Raw genomic sequence first — 20686 nt, forward strand, 5'->3', positions numbered from 1 at the left:
GTGCTGCTCATCGCAGCAAGGGCCTCTCGGCGTGCTCGATGAAGTCCAGCATGGCCTTCACGTCATCGCTGTCGCGCGCCTGTTCGGTCAGCTGCACCTTGGCTTCGGCCAGTGGCAGGCCCGCCACGTACAGCGTGCGGTAGGCACGCTTGATGGCGGAAATGCGCTCGGCGTCGAAGCCGCGGCGTTTCAGGCCTTCGCTGTTGATGCCGCGCGGGCGGCCCAACGAATCGGTGCCGACCATGGTGAACGGCGGAACATCGCCATTGGTCAGCGCGCCCATGCCGAGGAAGGCATGCGCGCCGATCCGGCAGAACTGGTGGGCCCCGGCGAAGCCGCTGATGATCACGTAGTCACCCACGGTCACGTGGCCGGCCAGGGTGGTGTTGTTGGAGAACACGCAGAAGTTGCCGACATGGCAGTCATGCGCCACGTGCGTGTAGGCCAGCATCCAGTTGTCGTCGCCGATGGTGGTGATGCCGCCGCCGCCGCCGGTGCCGCGGTTCAGCGTGACGAACTCGCGGAACACATTGCGGTCGCCGATCACCAGCTCGGTGCGCTCCCCTGCATACTTCTTGTCCTGCGGTTCGCCACCGACGGCTGCGTGGCCGATGAAGCGGTTGTCGCGGCCGATCTTCGTCGGGCCGTGGATGCTGCAGTGGGGGCCGATCACCGTGCCGGCACCGATTTCCACATCGGCACCGATCAGGGTGAACGCGCCCACCTGGACGTCATCGGCCAGGCGCGCGGCCGGGTCGATGACGGCGGTCGGGTGGATCCGCGGTGCGTTGTCAGTCATTCCTGCCTCCAGTGGATCAGCCCTTGGCGCCGGCGCACATGACTTCGGCCGAGGCAACGACTTCACCGTTGACCTTGGCTTCGCCGTAGTACCAGCCCATGTTGCGGATCAGGCGCTTCATCTGCACATCCAGCATCAGCACGTCGCCGGGAACGACCTGCTTGTTGAAGCGGGCGTTTTCCACCTTGACCATGTAGAACAGCTTGGACTGCGAGTCACGGCCGAGCGTGAGCTGGGTCATCACGCCACCGGCCTGCGCCAGCGCTTCGATGATCAGCACGCCGGGCATGATCGGGCGCCCCGGGAAGTGGCCCTGGAAGAACGGCTCGTTGATGCTGACGTTCTTCTGCGCAAGGATGCGCTTGGCGTCGATGTCGAGCTCAAGCACCCGGTCCACCAGCAGGAACGGGTAGCGGTGCGGGAGCAGTTCCTGGATCTGGCAGACGTCGATCGGAAGCTGCAGCGTGTCGTTCATTCTTTCTCCTTGCCAGCAGCCAGGACGCGGCGAGCCAATGCGTCCAGCTGCTTGAAGCGCGCGGCGTTCTTGCGCCACGTGCGGTTGTCGGTCAACGGGGTGCCGGACGAGTACTCGCCCGGCTCATGGATGGAATTGCGGACCACGGACTTGCCGGTGATCACGACCTTGTCGCAGATCTCGAGGTGGCCGACCACGCCGACGTGGCCGCCGAGCAGGCAGTAGCGGCCGATCTTGGCGCTGCCGGCGATGCCGGTGCAGCCGGCGATGGCCGAGTGCGCGCCGATCTGCACGTTGTGCGCGATCTGCACCAGGTTGTCCAGGCGCACGTCTTCGTCCAGCACGGTGTCTTCCAGCGCACCACGGTCGACGCAGGTATTGGCGCCGATCTCGCAGTCATCGCCGATGCGCACGCCGCCGAGCTGCGGCACCTTGATCCACTTGCCGGCGTCCATGGCCAGGCCGAAGCCATCGGCGCCGAGCACGGCACCGGGATGCACACGAACCCGCTTGCCGAGCTTGACCCGGGTGACCAGGGTGACCCGCGCGATCAGTTCGCAGCCGTTGTCCAGGCTGCAGTCTTCGCCGATCACGCTGCCGGTGCCGATGATGCAGTTTTCGCCGACCACGCTGCGTGCGCCGACGGAGACGAACGGGCCGATATGCGCGCTGGCGGCGACCTGCGCGCTGGGATCGATGACGGCGCTGGGGTGGATGCCCGGCGGCCGCGTCGGCGCGATGTCGAACAGCGCGGCGATCTTGGCGAAGGTGGTGTACGGGTCCTTGGCCACGAGCGCGGCGCCGGGGGCGGCCTCGGCGTCGTCGGCACGCAGGACCACCAGCGAGGCCTGGCTGTCGGCCAGCTGGGCGCGGTAGCGCGGGTTGGCGAGGAAGGTCAGCTGGCCAGGACCGGCATGGGCGAGGGTGGCCACGCCATGGATGGCGGTGGCGGGGTCGCCATGGACCTGCAGGCCGAACTGCTCGGCGAGTTGCTGGGCGGTGTAGGTGGGAGTATTCACGGCGGGAGTTTAACGTGTGACGGCATTGCGGTCATGCGGGGGCAGGGCTTGGCGCCTGCCTGGTACGGGCGGGAGGCGGCGGGTGGCCCTGGCCAGGACACGCAAAAGCCCCTCCATGGTGCTCGATGGCGCCATCCATGGCGCCAACGGTCCTGTCCAGGGCCACCCGCCGCCTCTGGACAATTTCCCGCGAGCGCGGCCAAAAGCCCGTGCCGTGGAGTGTCATCTGAAAAACGAAAACGCCGGGCAATGCCCGGCGCTTCGCATCCCGTCTGGTGGAGAGCCCCCCTTCTGTTAAGGGGGGCGCGCCAACGGCGCGGGGGATAGGTGAAATGCGCGGGCAATTCACCGGAGGTGGATCAGTTCTGAGGAACGACGTTCCTCAGAACTGGCCACCGAACGTGAATTGCAGACGTTCGATCTTGTCATCGTCTTCCTTCTTCAGCGGGAAGGCGTAGCTGATCGAGATCGGGCCGACCGGGGCGCGCCACAGCAGGGCCACACCGGTGGACACGCGCAGTTCGTTGGCCTTGAAGTTCTTGGTGCCGTTGTAGACGTTACCGAAGTCGACGAAGGCGGACACGCGTGCCGACGGGCTGTCGAACAGGCGCGGGAAGTAGGCTTCGACCGAACCGACGGTCTTCAGCGAACCACCCAGCGGCTGGCCTTCCGGGTAGCCGTTGGTGACTTCGCGCGGGCCGAGGGTGTTGTCTTCGAAGCCGCGCACCGAGTTGGTACCGCCGGCGTAGAAGTTCTCGAAGAACGGCAGGCCGCTGGCGGTCACCGTACGGGTGGTGCCGTCCGGGTTGGTCAGCGTGCGGGTGTAGTCGTTGCCATAGGCATCGCCGTAGCCCACTTCGGCACGGGTGTTGATCACCAGCGACGGCATGATCGGCCAGTACTTGCTGATCTGGTAGTTCAGCTTGTAGTACTCGATGGTCGAACCCGGCAGCGTGGTTTCCAGGCCGATGCGCTGGTAGGTACCGCGGGTCGGCATGAAGTAGTCGTTGCGCGAGTCGCGCGCCCAGCCCAGCTCGGTGCGCCATGCATGGAACGTGCGCTTACCGACGGCGTTGATGTAGTCGATGATCGACTGCGGGGTCGAGCCCTGGTAGGTGGTGATCTGGTTGCTGTCGATGCCGAACATCAGCGAGACGGTATCGGTCTCGGTGATCGGCACGCCGAACACCACCTGCGCCGAACCATTGGTGCTGTTGTACTGCGCGGTGTTGAAGTCGGAGTAGTCCAGTTCGCGCCAGGACAGGTTGTAGCCCAGCGACACGCCGTCATCGGTGAAGTACGGGTTGGTGTAGCTGAAGCCGTAGCGCTGCAGGTAGCTGCTGCGCGAGGCTTCGACCGACACGCGGTTGCCGCCGCCGAGGAAGTTGTTCTGCGACAGCTGCACCGAGGTGGTCATGCCGTAGGACTGCGAGTAGCCCAGGCCGAACACGAAGCTGCCGGACGTGGTTTCCTTGACGTTGTAGACGACGTCGACCTGGTCGTTGCTGCCGCTCACGGCCGGGGTTTCAACGTCCACCGACTCGAAGTAGCCCAGGCGCTGCAGGCGGATCTTGGAGCGGTCGATCGCGGCCTGCGAGTACCAGCTGTTCTCGAACTGGCGCATTTCGCGACGCATCACTTCGTCGGACGTACGCGTGTTGCCACGGAACAGGATGCGACGCACCGACACGCGCGGGCCGGGCACGACCTGCATGTTGATCGCCACGGTCTGCTCGGGGCGGTTGGTGGTCGGGATCGGGTTCACCTTGGCGAACGCATAGCCGATGTTGGACAGCGAGTTGGTGATGGTGTCCGAGCTGAATTCCAGCAGCGCACGCGAGAACGTGTCGCCGGACTTCTGGATCACCATGCGCTCGACGTCCTCCTGCGGAAGGATCGTGTCGCCGCTGACCTTGATCTCGGAGATCTTGTACTGCGCACCTTCGGTCACGCCGGCGGTGAGGAACATGTCGCGCTTGTCGGGGCTGATCGACACCTGGGTCGAATCAATGCTGAAGTCGACATAGCCGCGGTCGAGGTACCAGGAATTGAGCTTTTCCAGGTCGCCGGACAGCTTTTCCTTGGAGTACTGGTCGTCACGGCGGTACCACGATGCCCAGTTGTGCTCCTTGGACTCCCAGGTCTCCAGGATGTCCTTGCTCTCGAACTTCTCGGTGCCGACCAGGTTGACGTGACGGATCTTGGCCGCCTTGCCTTCCTTGATGGCGATCGCGATGTCCACGCGGTTGCGGTCCAGCGGGCTCACCGTCGGGGTGATCTCGACGTTGTACTTGCCGCGGTCGTTGTACTGGCGGCGCAGTTCCTGGGTCACGCGGTCCAGGCTCAGGCGATCGAAGGTGCCGCCCTCGGTCAGGCCGATGTCGGACAGGCCCTTGAGCAGCTGCTCGGACTTGATGTCCTTGTTGCCGGTCACGGTCAGCTTGTTGATCGCCGGGCGTTCCTTGACGGTCACCACCAGGATGCTGCCCTGGCGGTCCAGCTGCACGTCTTCGAAGAAGCCGGTCTTGTACAGGGCGCGGATGGTCTCGCCGACCTTGTTGTCGGTGACCGTCTCGCCACGCTCCACCGGCAGGTAGGTGAATACCGTGCCCGAGCTGATGCGCTGCAGGCCATCCACGCGGATGTCGCTGACAGTGAAGGGCTCGGCTGCCTGGGCCAGGGCGGGAGCGCCGGTGACGGCGGCGAGGGCGAGGGCCAGCAGGCGGCGATTGGGGAGTCGCGTCATGTCACGTCCGGTAGGAAGGTCGATTTCATTGGTGCGGGATGCCGACGCTGTAGACGGCAACAACGTGGAAAAGTTCATCGCGGGACCAGGCCGAGGATGTCGTTGTAGAACGCCAACCCCATCAGCCCGGCCAGCAACGCCAGGCCGATGTACTGGCCGGCGGCGATGGCACGCTCGCTCAGCGGGCTGCCCTTGACCAACTCGATAAGGTAATACAGCAGGTGGCCGCCGTCCAAGATCGGGATCGGCAACAGGTTGATGATGCACAGGCTGAGTGACAGCAGGGCAAGGAACTGCAGGAACCAGTCCAGGCCGCGTTTGGCCGAGATGTTGGCTACCCGGGCGATGGTGACGGGCCCGGAAACGTTCTGCAGCGAGGCTTTGCCGGTGACGATGCGGCCCATCATGCCCAGCGAATCGGCCGCCAGGCGGCCGGTTTCGCGCACGGCGACGGTGACCGCGTCGAGCGGACCATAGCGCAGCAGGGTGTCGTAGGGAGGGCTGAACGAGGTCGGGAACTGCACGCCGATCTGCCAGATCGGCTCGCCCTTTGAATCCTTGCCCTGGCGCGGGGTGACTTCCAGCGCCAGGCGCTCGCCGCCCCGCAGGACCTCGATCATGCCCGGGCCGCCGGCGCGGCCCAGCGTCTGGATCTCGCCGATGACCTGGTCGGCGCCGTCGATGCGCTGGCCGTCGATCGCTACGATCAGATCGCCCGGCTGCAGCTGCCCGGCCACCACGGAGTCCGCGGTGAGCGACTCGACCAGCGCCGGTTGCAGCCACGACTGCCAGTACAGGCCAGCCAGGATCGGCACGCGCCGTTCATCGAAGCCGGGGGGCAGCTGCGACAGCGGCAGGCTGCGCACGCGCACCTGGTCGGCCGGGTCCAGCACTTCCAGCTTCACGTCGCGGCGGTCCATCGCGGCGGCGGTCAGCGCCATGCTGGCCTCGCCGAGGGTGACCACCGGGCGCTCGTCCACGCGCAGCACGCGGTCGCCGCTGGTCAGGCCGGCGCTGGCGGCGATGCCGCTGACACGGCCGATGGTCGGCGAATAATCCTGCTTGCCGATCACGAACATCGCCCACAGCAGCAGGATGCACAGCAGCAGGTTGGCGATCGGTCCGGCGGCGACGATGGCGATGCGCTGCCAGACGGTCTTGTGGTTGAAGGCCTGGCCGCGCTCGTGCGGGTGCACTTCGACCTCGCGCTCGTCCAGGAACTTCACATAACCGCCCAGCGGGATGGCGGCGATGGCGAACTCGGTGCCGTGCCTGTCCCGGCGCGACCACAGCGGCCGGCCGAAGCCGACCGAGAAGCGCAGGATCTTGACCCCGCACAGGCGCCCGACCCAGTAATGCCCGAACTCGTGGAACGTGACCAGCAGCCCGAGGCTGACAATCATCCACCAGACCGATCCGATGAAGTCAGTCATGCAGGCTCACAGTGGCGGGCAGGGGCGGCGTCGTCATGCTGGGCGAGGCGGTCGTTCAGGCGGCGTCGATGGCGTTCAGGGTCAGCTGGCGTGCCCGCTGGTCGGCGGACAACAGGACCTCCAGTGTATCGGCTGGCTGGGTCGGCAGTGTTGAAAGAGCGTTAGCAACCAGCCCCGGGATGGTCAGGAAACCGATCCGGCCCTGAAGAAACGCTGAAACCGCCTCTTCATTGGCAGCGTTCAGCACCGCCGGGGCGGTGCCGCCGGCCTGCATCGCCTGCCAGGCCAGGGCCAGGCAGGGGAAGGCGTCGGTGTCCGGGGCCTCGAAATCGAGCCGGCCCTGGGCCAGCAGATCCAGCCCGGATACGCCCGATTCAATGCGTTGTGGCCAGCCCAGGCCAACGGCCAGTGTGGTGCGCATGTCCGGCAGGCCCATCTGCGCCAGAGTCGAGCCGTCCACGAACTCGACCAGCGAGTGGACCAGGCTCTGCGGGTGCACCAGCACTTCGATGCGCTCACCGGGGATGCCGAACAGGTGGTGGGCCTCGATCACTTCCAGGCCCTTGTTCATCAACGTCGCCGAATCGACCGAGATCTTCGGCCCCATCGACCACTTCGGGTGGGCAACGGCCTGGGCCGGGGTGACCTGGGCCAGTTCGGCGCGGCTGCGGCCACGGAACGGGCCGCCGGAGGCGGTCAGCAGGATGCGGCGCACGCCGGCGCCATCGACGCTGGCATCGCGCGAGCGCAGGCACTGGAAGATCGCGCTGTGTTCGCTGTCGATCGGGATGATCTCGGCGCCGGCGCGTTCAGCGGTGCGGGTCAGCAGCTCACCGGCCAGCACCAGCGATTCCTTGTTGGCCAGCAGGATGCGCTTGCCCGCGGCGGCGGCGGCCAGGGTGGAAGACAGCCCGGCCGCACCGACGATGGCGGCGACCACGGTGTCGCAGGCATCGCTGGCGGCCAGTTGGTCCAGCGCGGCATGGCCGGCATGCGCCTCGGTGGCCAGTCCGGCATCGCGCAGGCCATCGCGCAGCTCAGCGAACAGCGATTCGTCGGCGATCACCGCGTGCGCGGGCCGGTGCTGGCGGCACAGTGCCAGCAACGCCTGCACCTGACGACCGGCGGCCAGCACGGTGGCCTGGTAGCGCTGCGGGTGGCGGGCGATCACGTCCAGCGTGGAGGCACCGATCGAGCCGGTGGCGCCGAATACGGCGACCCGGCGCAGGTCTGCGACAGCATTCATGGTCAGAACCCGAAGATTTCCTTGCCGAGTGCGAACACCGGCACTGCAGCCAGGACGCCGTCGACACGGTCGAGTACGCCACCATGGCCCGGAATCAGGTGGCCCGAGTCCTTGGCGCCCGCGTGGCGCTTGATCAGGCTTTCGAACAGATCACCCAGCACCGAGGCGAACACCGCCACCACCGAAGTGATCAGCAGGCCCGGCAGGTGTGCGGTATCGATGCCGGCCAGCCAGCCCAGGCCGACGGCCACGGCGACACCGGCCAGCAGGCCGCCGAACAGGCCTTCCCAGGTCTTGTTGGGGCTGATGCGCGGGGCCAGCTTGTGCTTGCCGAAGTGACGGCCGGCGAAATAGGCGCCCGAATCGGCCGCCCAGACCAGTGCCAGCGCAGCCAGCAGCCACAGGTGGCCCTGCTTGCCCGGCGGATCTCCGCCGGCGTGGATCAGCACCAGCGCGGCCCAGGCCGGAACGATGGCCAGCGTACCGGCCAGCATCTTCACGATGCGCGAGGGTGCCGACGGCTGCGCGCCGAAATTGAAGAAGCGCAGCCAGACCAGCGCCGCCAGCCACCAGGCAACACCGGCCAATGTGGTGATCTGGAACAGCACCAGCGTGCTGCCATCGGCCCACACCAGCAGCACCATCAGCAGCAGGTTCAGTACCAGCAGCACGGTGCGCGCCAGGGTGTCTTCGATGCCGGCCAGCTTCAGCCACTCCCACAGGCCGATCAGCAGCACCGCAGCGGCCGCCGCTGCCAGCCATTGGGTCGGCAGCAGCAGGATCGCGGCAATGGCGACCGGCGCCATGATCAGCGCGGCAAGGACTCGGGTCTTGGTCATGGGCTGGAAGTCTCGGTGGCCAGTGCGGCGATCTGGGCGCTGGTCAGGCCGAAACGACGCTCACGGCTGCCGTAGGCGTCCAGCGCCTGCTGCAGCAGGGCGGGATCGAAGTCTGGCCACAGCGCCTCGGTGAACCACAGCTCGGTGTACGCCAGCTGCCACAGCAGGAAGTTGCTGATGCGGGTGTCGCCACCGGTGCGGATGAACAGGTCCGGTGGCGGCAGGTCGGCCAGGGCGACCTGGCTGCCCAGCAGCGATTCGTCGATCTGTTCGGGCAGCAGGCGGCCGGCGGCGACTTCAGCGGCCAGCGCGCGCGCGGCACGGGCGATGTCCTGGCGGCCACCGTAGCTGGCGGCGATCGACAGGGTCAGGGTGGTGTTGTCTGCGGTGCGCTGCTCGGCCAGCTGCATGCGGCTGACCAGCCCGGCACCGAAGCGTTCGCGCTCGCCGATGAAGCGCACGCGCACGCCACGCCGATGCAGCTCGTCCACTTCGCGGTCGAGCGCGCCGAGGAACAGCTTCATCAACGCATCGACTTCTTCCTGCGGCCGGCCCCAGTTCTCGCTGGAAAACGCGAACAGGGTCAGCGCCGGAATGCCCAGCTCAAGGCAGCGCTCGATGGTGCGGTTGACCGCACGCGCGCCGGCCCGGTGGCCGATCACGCGCGGACGACGGCGCTGCTGTGCCCAGCGTCCATTGCCATCCATGATGATGGCAATGTGGCGGGGCAGGGCGGCCGGCAACGGAGGCGGGACTGAAGGCATCGACTTCAGACCGACAGCAGTTCTTTTTCCTTGTCGGCAACGACCTTGTCGACGTCCTTGATGTTGGTGTCGGTCAACTTCTGGATGTCGTCCTCACCGCGCTTCTTCTCGTCTTCGCTGATCGCCTTGTCCTTGACCAGCTTGGCGATTTCCTTGTTCGCGTCCTGACGGATGTTGCGGATCGCGATCTTGGCGCCTTCGCCTTCCTTCTGCACCTGCTTGGCCAGCTCCTTGCGGCGCTCTTCGGTCGGCGGCGGCATGTTGATGCGGATCGCGGTGCCCAGGGTGTTCGGGGTGAACTCGGCGTTGTAGAGACCCTTTTCGATCTCCTTGATCATGCTCTTGTCGAACGGCGTGACCAGCAGCGAGTGGGCGTCGGCGTTGGAGATCGATGCGACCTGGTTCAGCGGGGTGCTGGCGTTGCCATAGGCGCTGACCGTGACGCGGTCCAGCAGGGCCGGGGTGGCGCGGCCGGTGCGGATCGAGGTGAGGGTGTGCTTCAGAGCGTCGATGCTCTTGGCCATGCGCGTCTGCGCGTTGTTCTTGATGTCGTTGAGCATCGCCCGGTCCTGGGTGTAACTGGAATCGGGCGATTATAGGCGAATACGGGACGCTGCCGGGCCAGAATCGGCCCGGAGCTCGCCTGGCGCTCAGGCTCAGGCCGGGTCGCGGCCCTGGACCAGGGTGCCGATGTTCTCGCCGCTGAGGATCTTCAGCAGCTCGCCCGGCTGGCCCATGTCGAACACGCGCATCGGCAGGTCGCTGTCGCGGGCCAGTGCGAAGGCCGCGGTATCCATCACTTCCAGGCCGCGGCGGATCACTTCGTCGTAGCTCAGGCTGTCGAAACGGACCGCGTCGCTGTGCTTGTTCGGGTCCTTGTCGTACACGCCATCGACCTTGGTGGCCTTCAGCAGCAGGTCGGCACCGATCTCGATCGCACGCAGCGCGGCGCCGGAGTCGGTGGTGAAGAACGGGCTGCCGACGCCGGCGGCGAAAATCACCAGGCGGCCCTTTTCCAGGTGGCGGATGGCGCGGCGGCGGATGTAGTCCTCGCACACGTCGTTGATCTTGATCGCGCTCATCACGCGGGCCTTGGCGCCCAGCTTTTCCAGGGCGTCCTGCATGGCCAGGGCGTTGATGACCGTGGCCAGCATGCCCATCTGGTCGCCGGTGACCCGGTCCATGCCGCCAGCGGCCAGGCCGGCGCCGCGGAAGATGTTGCCGCCGCCGATCACCAGCGCCACTTCGGCACCGGCCTGCTGGGCTTCGATGACCTCACGGGCCAGGCGATTGATGATCTTCGGGTCGATGCCGTAGTCCTCATCTCCCATCAGCGCCTCCCCGGACAGTTTCAGAAGGATGCGACGATAGGCGAGCTTGGACATGGGGACCTCGGGTGCGTGGAAATCGCGGGCGATTCTACGCGCATGCGGCGTTGGGCCAAAGTGTTTTGTGCACTGCGGCGCGAAATCCTGCCGTCCGCCCCGCTCACGCGGGGCGTCCCGTTCAGCCCAGCTCGGCGCCGGCGGTGGCTGAAAGCTCGTCGTGGCCGAGGGCGCCGGGGGAGCGGGCGATCACCCGGTTGCGGCCCAGGTTCTTCGAGCGGTACAGCACATCGTCGGCTGCGCGCAGCAGGTCCTGCACGTCGGCAAAGCGTTCGTAGCCGCCCTGGGTGGCCACGCCGGCGGAGAAGGTGACGAACAGCGGGCCTCCCTCCAGCTCGGCCATCGGCGTGGCGACGATGTTGGCCAGCACACGCCGGATCACGTCCAGCGCCACCGATTCACTGGTGTTGGGCAGCAGCGCGACGAATTCCTCGCCACCGAAGCGGGCCACGGTGTCGCTGTTGCGCAGCTGGCCCTGCAGCTTGCCGGCAAAGGCGCGCAGCACCTCGTCGCCGGTCAGGTGGCCGTGGGCATCATTGATCTTCTTGAAGTCGTCCAGGTCGATGAAGGCCACCGACAGCGGCCAGCCCTGGCGCCCGGCGCGCAGGAACTCCTGTTCCAGCACCGCCTCCAGCTGGCGGCGGTTGAGCACGCCGGTCAGGGCGTCGCGGTGGGCCTGGTCGGCCAAGCGCTTGGCCCGCGCCTCGAATTCGTCGGCGCGGCGGCGTGCCTGATCGGCATCCTGCAGCTCGCGCAGGTTGCGCAGGGTGGCCAGTTCCTGCGCGTGGTCGATCAGCTCCCGGACCCGCGAGGGCGAGTTCAGGCCGGCCTCGAACAGGCTGGCGATATCCGGCAGGGCATCGCTGATGCGGGTCAGCACCTGGTCGAAACGGGCGCTGTCGAGTTCCAGCCGGTCATGCACCTGGTGCAGGGCGCGTTCGCGGGCGGCATCGGCGTCTTCGTCCAGCCAGATGTCGGCGACAGCGCCGGACAGCTGCACGCAGGCCTGGAACGGCGAATCGGCAGCGTCGTCGTCCTCGCTGTGGCTGATGCTCTCCACCAGGTAGCGCGGCAGGCCCCACTGTTCGGCCACCCAGGCGCCGACATCGGCGTGGCTGCAGCCCAGTTCCTCGCGCTCGCGTGCGACCAGATCGGTATTGTCACGGGCTTCGCGCAGCAGTGGCAGGTAGCGCTCCGATTCGGCCTGGGCCAAGCACAGCACGCCCAGGTCCTGCAGCAGCCCGGCCAGCATCAGTTCCTCCAGCCGGCGCAGGCCGCGCGCCTGGCCCAGCTGGCTGGCGGCCAGGGCGCTGAGAATGCTGCGCTTCCACGCGCGCTGGCGCAGGTCGTGGTCGGCACCGCCGCCACCGGTCAGGCCCTGGGTGACGGTGAAGCCGAGGGCGAGGCTGATCGTGGCATTCAGGCCGAGCATGGTCAGCGCCTGGCCGAGGTTCTCGATGCGGCGGCGGCTGGCGTACAGCGGCGAATTGGCGATGCGCAGCATGCGAGCGCTCAGCGCCATGTCGATGGCGATGATGTCGGCGGCGGTGGCGATATCCGCTTCCGGGTCCTGGGCCAGCTCGATGATGCGCAGGGCAATACCGGGTGGCGAGGGCAGGTTGCGGCAGAGCGCCAGGGCAGCTGTCAGCTCGGGAGGCATGTCGGGTCGTTCAATTCCATTGGGACAAGAATACCTAGGAATGCATCACAGTCCGCGATTTTCGTTCCTGCTATGTGACTGTGGATTCCCTGCGCCGAGTATCGGCTTGATTCGCGCGCAACGCAAAGGTGCCGGTTGTGCGCACCAACGGTGCGCACCGGCCGATGGGGCATGGGTTCATCCCTTGGCCCATACATAAAAAAAGAGCCGCGGTTTCCCGCGGCTCCTTCTGGTCGCTTCACAGCCGGAAGGCTGGAATCAGACCTGCATCGCCTTGGCAACTTCAGCGGCGTAGTCTTCCACCACCTTCTCGATGCCTTCGCCGACGATCAGCAGCTTGAAGCCAGCCACGTCGGCGCCAGCGGCCTTGACCACCTGCTCGACGGTGGTGTCGCCCAGCACGTAGGTCTGGCCGTACAGGGTCACGTCGCTGACGATCTTGTTGATCTTGCCGCTGATGATCTTTTCCAGGATCTCGGCCGGCTTGGCCTTGTCCTTTTCGGACATCTTGGCCAGCTCGATTTCCTTTTCCTTCTCGACGAACTCGGCCGGGACGTCCGCAGCCTTGTTGTGCGGCGGCTTCAGGGCTGCCACGTGCATGGCCAGGCCACGGGCCAGCTCGACGTCGCCGCCGACCAGGTCGACCAGCACGCCAACCTTGCCGTTGGTGTGGACGTAGGCGCCGATGGTGTTGTTGCCATCAACCTTCACCATGCGACGGATCTGGATGTTTTCACCCAGGGTCTGCACGGCGGTGGCGCGGGCTTCTTCAACGGTGCGGCCATCGGCCAGCTTGGCAGCCTTCACGGCTTCGACGTCGTTGGCGCCCGATGCCAGGGCGGCAGCGGCGACGGCATTGACGAAGGACTTGAAGTTGTCATCGTTGGCGACGAAGTCGGTTTCCGAGTTGACTTCGACCAGCACGGCCTTGCCGCCATCCTGGGCCAGGCCCAGACGGCCTTCGGCGGCCACGCGGTCAGCCTTCTTGTCGGCCTTGGCAGCGCCGGACTTGCGCATGGCTTCAGCAGCAGCGTTGATGTCGCCGTTGGCTTCGGTGAGAGCCTTCTTGCATTCCATCATGCCGGCGCCGGTGCGCTCGCGCAGTTCCTTGACCAGGGAAGCAGTGATTTCCACGGGATTACCTCACGAAAGAAAGGGGTTGGGCCGGCATGGTGGCCGGCCCGTGTGACACGGTCCTGTCACGCGCCAAAGGCTGCGCGCAGGGAGGGTGGACGCCGGGCGTCCACCCCGGGGCCTGGATCAGGCCTGGGCGTCGTCGCCCTTCTTGGCAGCCTTCTTGGCCGGAGCGCGGCGGGCCGGCTTCTCTTCGCCTTCAGCAGCAGCTTCGGCGAACTCTTCCTCACGCACCGAAGCAGCGTGCGGCGCAGCAGCCTTGCCTTCCAGCACGGCGTCGGCAGCGGCGCGGGCGTACAGCTGCACAGCGCGGATGGCGTCGTCGTTGCCCGGGATGGCGTAGTCCACCAGTTCCGGGTTGTAGTTGGTGTCGACCACGGCGATGACCGGGATGCCCAGCTTCTTGGCTTCCTTGATCGCGATGTCTTCGTGGCCGATGTCGATCACGAAGATGGCGTCCGGCAGACGGTTCATGTCCTTGATGCCGCCCAGCGAGGCTTCCAGCTTGTCGCGCTCGCGACGCAGGCCCAGCACTTCGTGCTTGACCAGCTTCTCGAAGGTGCCGTCGGTTTCACCTGCTTCCAGTTCCTTCAGGCGGGCAACCGACTGCTTGACGGTACGGAAGTTGGTCAGGGTGCCGCCCAGCCAACGCTGGTTCATGAACGGCATGCCACAACGCTCGGCTTCTTCCTTGATGGTTTCGCGGGCGCTGCGCTTGGTGCCCAGGAACAGGACGGTGCCGCGCTTCTGGGCAACCGACGAGATGAAGTTCATCGCATCGTTGAACAGCGGGACGGTCTTTTCCAGGTTGATGATGTGGATCTTGCCGCGGGCGCCGAAGATGTACGGAGCCATCTTCGGGTTCCAGTAGCGGGTCTGGTGGCCGAAGTGGACGCCGGCTTCCAGCATCTGACGCATGGTGACCTGGGGCATTGCAATACTCCTGATATGGAACCGGCGATTCCGCCCGCGGGATAGGTATGCGGGACGCGTGGAAGCGCGGATGGTTCCGGGGTTGGGCTTCCCTGTTGCCTCCGTGGCCGAACTCCTTGCGGAGCACCCCGGCACGGATGGGGGCAGCAGGTGTGGATTCACCGGTGACGTCCGGTGTGGACGGTCTCCCGCGCACGCAGGCGGCAGGAATCCGGTCGATTATAGCCCGCTGGGGGCGCTCGCTGCAATTGCCGGGGCCGGCGCGGTCAGATCGACCACGCGGCCGTCCTGCAGCCGGGCCTGGAAATGGCCACCGGCATAGCCGTCGGCATGGACGGGGAGGGCCCAGCGGCGTTCCCGGCCCGCCAGCAGGTAGCCGGCCAGTCCCGGCAGCAGCAGGGTGCGGCGTCCATCGCCGGCGACGAACGCAAGATCGTGCAGGCGGGCGTGAACGGAACCTGCGTTGCGCAGTCGCAGAAGAGGCTGCGACGTGCCGGGCTCGATCCCGGCATGCAGGTCCGGCCGCGCCAGGGGCGTCGCATGCCCCCGGAACAAGGGCAGCGAGTAGCGTGGCAGGCCCGGTCCGCTGGGGCTCAGGATCACCCGGTAGGCCTGCTCGACGGCAACGGGCGACGTCTCCCGAGGCAGCAGCCAGATGCGTTGACGGGTGCCGGGCGGGAGGTCGAGCCGGGAGGGGCTGGCCAGGATCTGGTCGCTGGGCCGCAGCTTTTCCGCATCGACCTGCTGTTCCCAAGCCAGGATCCGGACCTCGCCCTGCCAGCGGCCGGGCCCGGGGTTGTACAGCCACAGCTCGCCGTGCCCCCCTTCGGCGGGCAGCTGCAGGGTGGTGGGCACCAGGTCCAGCGCCGCAGCGGGCAGTGCCAGCAGCAGTGCCAGCAGGCTCAGCAGGATGCGCATCAGTAGATGAGGGTCACGGCAGGCGCCGCGTCGTCGCTGTCGGCCGGCGGCGCGAGGTCGCGGATCTGTTGCGGAAGCTCGGGCGCGTCGCTGCGCCGGTGCGGTGCCGTGCATCGGGTGTTGCCGGCATCACTGCTGCAGCCCTCGACCACAGTCAGCCGGATCTGCAGGGAGGTGCTGCCGGGATCGGCCCACGCGGGCGTACTGGCGACCAGCATCGCCCCGATCAGAAGTGCGCGAACCACCTGCCATCCACCGTACTGTAGGACCCGTTGCGCGGTATCGGCCGGATCGGCCGAATCTGTAGGCTCGACTGCCAGTCGACTGGTCCTGGCGCAGGAGGGATGCGCGCATCCACGCACGGCGTGGATCTACCGGAACCCATCCCGGTGGATGCCGACGATTCCAAACCCACGCCGGTGGGTGCCGGCCATTCCAATCCATCCCGGTGGATGCCGACCGTTGGTCGGCACACAGGTCAGTAAGTGATCGTCACCTGCACCAGATCGTTGTAGGTACCGGCCGGGGGCTGGCCGGTGACCGGCGGCACCCGGCCATGGATGGTCAGCTGCTGCGCGCTGCCACTTCCGGTGCCGCCAACGGTATCGACGTTGAGGGTATTGCCCCAGCGCAGGCTGCGCGCGGCGTCGCGGTACAGCTCATAGGGGAGGTAGTAGGTGCCGCTGCCAATGGTGGTGGCCATGCGCCGGGTGGTGGAGGCGGCGGGGTTGTTCTGGCCGTTGTTGAGGCTGATCTGGTAGGCGGTGTTCTTCAGGCAGGTCAGCGTGAGCGTGGCGGTCCGGTCGATGTTGGCGGGAATGCTGCCGGTGACGTTGCCGAAGTCCATGTTGGTGGTGACGTAGCTGCCGCATTGCGGCAGCACGTTGGCAGTGGCAGTGAAGCTGAAGGCCGCACTGGCGCTGTTGGTGCCGGTTGCGCCGCCGTTGCAGGCGGCCGGCACGGTGGCGTTGCCGAGCAGGACTTCGTTCCAGGCCCAGGTGAGCACCACGTTGGCGCCACTGAAGGTGCTGCTGTAAGCACCCGAAGCGAGGATCTGGTTGGCGGGGATCTGCGCGAACAGCTGCACGGACTGCGCACCGCTGCCGCCGGTCAGCAGCGGCACGTTGTAGCTCATGGTCAGTTCCTGCGCCGGCGGCGTGCCGCGTGGCACCAGGCCGGTGACCTGGCCGTAGCTGGCGTTGTTGTAGAGCTGGAAATTCATGGTGTCGCTGGTGGAGGTGGACATCGTGCGGAAGGTGGAGCTGCTGCCGCCGCCACTGCCTGCGCCGACACCCACGCAGACGCGGACGCCGGTGGTGGCCAGCAGGCTCAGTGCGGCGGTGGTGCAGGTCACCGTGATGTTCAGCGTCGCCGCCGTAGGGCCGGGAGCGTTGCTGTTGATGTTGCCGAACGGCAGGGTCGGGTTCGCGGTTGCCGTGCAGACCGCTGTCGCCTGGGCCGGTAGTGCCGCGAGCAGGCCGGCGAACAGCAGCATGCCGAGCAGCAGCACTCTCATGGCGCCACCTCCGGGATGCACGGCAGCGGTGCCGGCTTCGGCCGGGCGCCGGACGCCACTACCTTGGGCGGCTCGGGTACCTTCACCCGGCACTGGCCGCGGCTGGTGGTGATGTACAGCACGCTGCCGGCAGCGACGTCTTCCAGATACAGCAGGCCGTCATAGCCCACCGTGGCCTGGCGTCCGCCGGGCAACTGCACTTCGCTGCCCACTTCCAGCGGCTGCCCGTCCATGCTCTGCAGCGTCAGGCTCAGAGAGGGCCGCGAGCGCAACTGGAATGTCACGTGGGTCCCAGCGCGCTGGCGCGGCGTCACCCAGTCCTCGATGCGGTCGGCACGCATGTCCTCGGGCAGGTCCAGGGTGTCGATCGAGACCCGGTTGCGCTGCCAGGACAGCAGCGGGCTGACCAGCAACAGGCCACGATCATCGGTGACGCCGATCAGGCGGTTCTCCAGCCGTACCGGCACGCCACCGACACCATTGGTGCTGATCACCGCGAATGCATCGGAGACCTCGCGGGTGGCGAACGCGTGCCCGCCCATCCAGACCAGGCTGCCACTGGCGCTGCCGTAGGCATAGTTGAGCCCGCCCTGGCGCGAGGCCCCGAAGGAGTAGCGGCCGACGTCATTGAGGATGCCGACTTCGGCCAGGCCGCCACTGCCGTCCTCGCCGTGGCGCACCTGCGCGCGCCAACCGATGCCGCCTGCACTGCCATCGCCGGGCACCGGCTGGGTGACGTCGGCCACCCAGGTCTGGCTGTCGCCATTGCGCTGGCTGGACAGGCTGGCCTGGCGGTTGTTGCCCAGGCTGGCGGTTACCGACAGATAGATGCTGCGGTCATCACTCTGGTCCAGGTTCTGGTTCACCGAGAGGTAGGCTGACCAGCGCTGGCTCCAGGTCCGCGACCAGAACAGGCTGGCGTAGCGGTTGTCTTCGCCATCGGGGTAGCGCAGGCGCAGGTAGCTGGCGCTGAGCGTGCCCAGCCGCAGCAGGTCGGCGCCGACCGTGGCCTGTTCGCTGATGCTCGGCGGCAGGTTGCCCTGCAGTGCGCCCAGGTCGCGGTAATCACCATGGCTGCGCACGGTGCGCAGATTGACGTTGAGTCGGCGGTTGTTCCAGCTGTAGCCCAGTGCCCATTGCCCGCCCTGCAGGCCGTGATAGTCACTGTGCGCATAGGCGGCGTTGAACACGCCCGCGCCACCCAGCAGCCACCAGCCGCCGATGCCGGCCTGGGCCAGGCCACCACCGCCTTCGGCATGAGCCTCGCCGGTGAACGTGTCACTGATGCCACCGCGCCAGCTGGCACTGGCCACGGTGCGGTCGTCGTAGGCGAAGGAGCGTTGGCCGAAGTCCTCACGCAGGTGGCCGATGCCGGCGGACCAGTCCGACAGGCCCTTGGCCAGCAGCTGCTGGGTGCCATAGAAGCTGAAATCCAGGGTCTGCATGCGGCCGAACGCATCGGTCACCACCACCTGTGCGCTGCCGGTGCCGCTGATCCCCGGCTGTGCGGCCAGCTGGAACGGGCCGACCGGGACCTGGCCGCTGTACTGGCGCAGGCCATCGACGTACAGCTCGACCGTGGACGGCACCACCGCCTGGCCGAGGAAACTGGGCGTGGGGGTCAGCACGCGATAGGGCTGCAGGCCGTAGTTGCGACCGATCTGCAGGCCACCCAGGCGCACCGGACGGGTCCAGTCGACGAAGCCGCTGTAGAAATCGCCGACCTCCAGCGTCATCGCCTGGTCGGGGAAATCCAGGCTCCAGCGCGTATCCAGGCGCACGCTCTCACCACGCCAGCGACGGTCGCCAGGCTGCTGGTAGCGCCTGCTGACCGCGGTGTTTTCGAAGGTGCCGTTGCCGACGCCGAACAGGCGCAGTTCGGAGCTCAGGCTGAGGTTGCCCAGCGTATCCACCCGGCTGCCATACACGTCGTAGTTGAGCAGCAGTCCGGGTGAGGCACTGCCTGCGGGCGCGCGTGTCTGCGGGCGGCTGAGCACGGTGGTTGGCAGGGTCAGCTGGTCCAGTGGCACGTCCAGCGCCAGGGTCTGCAGGCGTGCGTCATAGCGCACCACCGCGCCGCTGATCTGGTCCAGGTACACCGGTGCATCGCCGTGGGCGTTGAAGCCGAGCTGGCGCAGTACGTCGGGGCTGGCCTGCAGGCGGCCACGGTTCTCGATGAAAGGCAGCAGTCCGCGTGGGGTGCTGTTGAGCGAAACGTCCAGGTACAGCGTCTGGTTGGCGGTCAACGGTGTGGGCGGTGGCAGCATCGCATCGACGGAGATGCCTGATACATCGGCGGTGGCGGTAGCCGCTGCACCGGACACATCGGCGGCTTGGGTCGCCGCAGGAGCCAGGGCAGCAAGCAGCGCGCCCATCAACGCCTCAGCGAGCCGATGGGGGCGACAGCGGCGTCTGTTCCGACTCGCCATTGAGCTTGGCCGTGATCTGGTCGTTGTCGCGGTCGATCGCCGTGCGCTCGATCGGCCAGCGCATCACCTGCCCGGGCAGCACGTAACCCAGCAGTCCGGGATGCACGATGCGTGGGCGCGTGGGGCTGCCCAGCGCAAGATCGGCGATCTGCGCATAGCTGTTGCCTGCGTTGGCCACCTCGACGCCGTTGCGGCCATCGGGCAACTGCACCAGGCGGGCCTGCAGCTGCGGCGCAAGCTTGCCGGCGGCGGGCTGCACGAACACCGGTATCGAATAGCGCAGCACGAACTGCATGCCGTCGGCGCGGGTGGCCAGGTCGGGCACCTCGTCGACAATCAGCCTGTAGTACTGCTGTGCCGGCGGTGGCGTCCTGTCCGGACGCATCACCCGGACCAGTTGCTGCTGCCCGGCAGCCAGTTCCTGCATCGGCGGGGTGACCACCAGTTCATCGGTGGGCAACAGTTGCTCCTGGCCGTCCTGCTGCACCCAGCGGAACACCCGAACCTGCAGCTTCACCGGCGAGGTGCCACTGTTGGTCAGCCAAAGCTCGCCGGCACGCTGGCGCGCTTCCAGCTGCAGGCTGGTCGGGGCGACCTGCAGGCTGGTGGCTTCGACCGGGGCGGCGAATACCAGGCTCAGGACGAGCAGCGCCACGCCGGTGGCGCGCCACGGGCGGGGTCCGGCCATGCGGGCGTGCTCCATCAATAGGTGATCGTGGCGGTAACCGTATCCAGGTAGTTGCCGGTCGCCGGGTTGTTGGTGCTCAGGTTCAGGATCTGGCCGTAGACGATGTAGGGCACGGCCAGGCCGGTGCCGATGCCAGCCTGGGTGTTGGTGCCGGAGGTGGCACCCCAGACCAGGGTGTGCGCGGCGTCCTGGTAGAGCTGGTAGCCGACGTAGTTGTTGGCGGTCACCGCGGCGTTGGTGTTCTTCATCCGGCGAGTGGTGACGTCATTGGCGGTGCTGGCATTGGCACCCGCATTCAGTGAAATCGTGTACGGGGTCAGTGCCGAGCACTGGGCGGTCACCGTGCCCTGACCCAGGGTGGGGGTCGCGGTGGTCGAGGCCGCCGTGCCGAAGTCAACGTTGGTGGCGGCAGCAGCCGTGATCGTGCAGGCCTTGGTCACCACCAGGGTGACATTGAAGGTGGTGGTGTCTGCGGCCAGGGCCGGGCCGGACAGCAGGACCCCGGCCAGGGCCCAGGCAAGCGGGGAACGAAGCGCGGATCGCATGGACAACCTCCCTGACCCGAAGGTCCGTTGAACAAGGCGAAGGCGGCACGTTCGGCACCGCTTCGGCGACGGTGACCCCAGCTTAGGTGGCGTAAGTGTCTGTATTCCGTGATAAACAGTGAGGCGAAAGGGTGGCGACGATCACGCTTTCACTTTC

19 protein-coding genes are annotated in these 20686 nt (G+C 67.0%); all 19 read right to left on the reverse strand.

Annotation, left to right across the window (positions count from 1 at the left end; all coding sequences use genetic code 11):
• Positions 1–7: 7 nt before the first annotated feature.
• On the reverse strand, positions 8–799 hold the full coding sequence (gene lpxA / locus ACZK5G_RS07140; RefSeq protein ID WP_032128327.1) for an acyl-ACP--UDP-N-acetylglucosamine O-acyltransferase: 792 nt from the start codon (positions 797–799) through the stop codon (positions 8–10).
• Between the two features lie 16 nt (positions 800–815).
• Positions 816–1274 (reverse strand): 3-hydroxyacyl-ACP dehydratase FabZ, encoded by a 459-nt coding sequence (gene fabZ / locus ACZK5G_RS07145; RefSeq protein ID WP_032128326.1) that lies wholly within the window; start codon positions 1272–1274, stop codon positions 816–818.
• The gene (lpxD, locus tag ACZK5G_RS07150; protein WP_010486339.1) at positions 1271–2293 is read right to left on the reverse strand and encodes a UDP-3-O-(3-hydroxymyristoyl)glucosamine N-acyltransferase; all 1023 of its coding nucleotides are present in this window, start codon (positions 2291–2293) and stop codon (positions 1271–1273) included. Before lpxD ends, fabZ begins: the two co-directional genes overlap by 4 nt.
• A gap of 382 nt (positions 2294–2675) precedes the next feature.
• On the reverse strand, positions 2676–5039 hold the full coding sequence (gene bamA / locus ACZK5G_RS07155) for an outer membrane protein assembly factor BamA (protein ID WP_049436473.1): 2364 nt from the start codon (positions 5037–5039) through the stop codon (positions 2676–2678).
• A 74-nt stretch (positions 5040–5113) separates the two neighbouring features.
• Positions 5114–6472: an RIP metalloprotease RseP gene (gene rseP, locus ACZK5G_RS07160; RefSeq protein WP_032127946.1), complete on the reverse strand. Its 1359-nt coding sequence runs from the start codon at positions 6470–6472 to the stop codon at positions 5114–5116.
• A 55-nt stretch (positions 6473–6527) separates the two neighbouring features.
• The gene (locus ACZK5G_RS07165) at positions 6528–7718 is read right to left on the reverse strand and encodes a 1-deoxy-D-xylulose-5-phosphate reductoisomerase (RefSeq protein ID WP_478465847.1); all 1191 of its coding nucleotides are present in this window, start codon (positions 7716–7718) and stop codon (positions 6528–6530) included.
• A 2-nt stretch (positions 7719–7720) separates the two neighbouring features.
• Entirely contained in the window at positions 7721–8557 is an 837-nt protein-coding gene (locus ACZK5G_RS07170) for a phosphatidate cytidylyltransferase (protein WP_010486331.1), read from the reverse strand.
• Positions 8554–9321: a polyprenyl diphosphate synthase gene (uppS, locus tag ACZK5G_RS07175; protein ID WP_032127943.1), complete on the reverse strand. Its 768-nt coding sequence runs from the start codon at positions 9319–9321 to the stop codon at positions 8554–8556. The genes ACZK5G_RS07170 and uppS overlap by 4 nt, the downstream gene beginning before the upstream one ends.
• Positions 9322–9326: 5 nt before the next feature.
• A complete protein-coding gene (gene frr / locus ACZK5G_RS07180; protein ID WP_032127942.1) occupies positions 9327–9881 on the reverse strand; it encodes a ribosome recycling factor in 555 nt (184 codons plus the stop codon).
• Between the two features lie 96 nt (positions 9882–9977).
• Positions 9978–10706 (reverse strand): UMP kinase, encoded by a 729-nt coding sequence (gene pyrH / locus ACZK5G_RS07185; RefSeq protein WP_010486325.1) that lies wholly within the window; start codon positions 10704–10706, stop codon positions 9978–9980.
• Between the two features lie 121 nt (positions 10707–10827).
• Positions 10828–12366: a GGDEF domain-containing protein gene (locus ACZK5G_RS07190; protein WP_049399536.1), complete on the reverse strand. Its 1539-nt coding sequence runs from the start codon at positions 12364–12366 to the stop codon at positions 10828–10830.
• A 258-nt stretch (positions 12367–12624) separates the two neighbouring features.
• Entirely contained in the window at positions 12625–13500 is an 876-nt protein-coding gene (tsf, locus tag ACZK5G_RS07195) for a translation elongation factor Ts (RefSeq protein WP_032127939.1), read from the reverse strand.
• 126 nt (positions 13501–13626) lie between these two features.
• Positions 13627–14433: a 30S ribosomal protein S2 gene (gene rpsB / locus ACZK5G_RS07200; protein WP_005408748.1), complete on the reverse strand. Its 807-nt coding sequence runs from the start codon at positions 14431–14433 to the stop codon at positions 13627–13629.
• A gap of 219 nt (positions 14434–14652) precedes the next feature.
• A complete protein-coding gene (locus tag ACZK5G_RS07205) occupies positions 14653–15351 on the reverse strand; it encodes a fimbrial biogenesis chaperone (RefSeq protein ID WP_478465849.1) in 699 nt (232 codons plus the stop codon).
• Complete coding sequence (locus tag ACZK5G_RS07210) at positions 15351–15569, reverse strand: hypothetical protein (RefSeq protein WP_049399532.1); 219 nt, start codon at positions 15567–15569, stop codon at positions 15351–15353. Before ACZK5G_RS07210 ends, ACZK5G_RS07205 begins: the two co-directional genes overlap by 1 nt.
• A 260-nt stretch (positions 15570–15829) precedes the next feature.
• Positions 15830–16867 (reverse strand): Csu type fimbrial protein, encoded by a 1038-nt coding sequence (locus ACZK5G_RS07215; RefSeq protein ID WP_121503843.1) that lies wholly within the window; start codon positions 16865–16867, stop codon positions 15830–15832.
• Positions 16864–19242 carry a fimbria/pilus outer membrane usher protein gene (locus ACZK5G_RS07220; RefSeq protein WP_478465851.1) on the reverse strand — a complete coding sequence of 793 codons (2379 nt, stop codon included), beginning with the start codon at positions 19240–19242 and terminating at the stop codon, positions 16864–16866. Before ACZK5G_RS07220 ends, ACZK5G_RS07215 begins: the two co-directional genes overlap by 4 nt.
• A gap of 7 nt (positions 19243–19249) precedes the next feature.
• On the reverse strand, positions 19250–19999 hold the full coding sequence (locus ACZK5G_RS07225; protein ID WP_049399527.1) for a fimbrial biogenesis chaperone: 750 nt from the start codon (positions 19997–19999) through the stop codon (positions 19250–19252).
• Positions 19999–20529 (reverse strand): Csu type fimbrial protein, encoded by a 531-nt coding sequence (locus tag ACZK5G_RS07230; RefSeq protein ID WP_032127934.1) that lies wholly within the window; start codon positions 20527–20529, stop codon positions 19999–20001. The genes ACZK5G_RS07225 and ACZK5G_RS07230 overlap by 1 nt, the downstream gene beginning before the upstream one ends.
• Positions 20530–20686 lie beyond the last annotated feature (157 nt).

The sequence above is a fragment of the Stenotrophomonas sp. 62841_Sma genome (assembly GCF_056482945.1).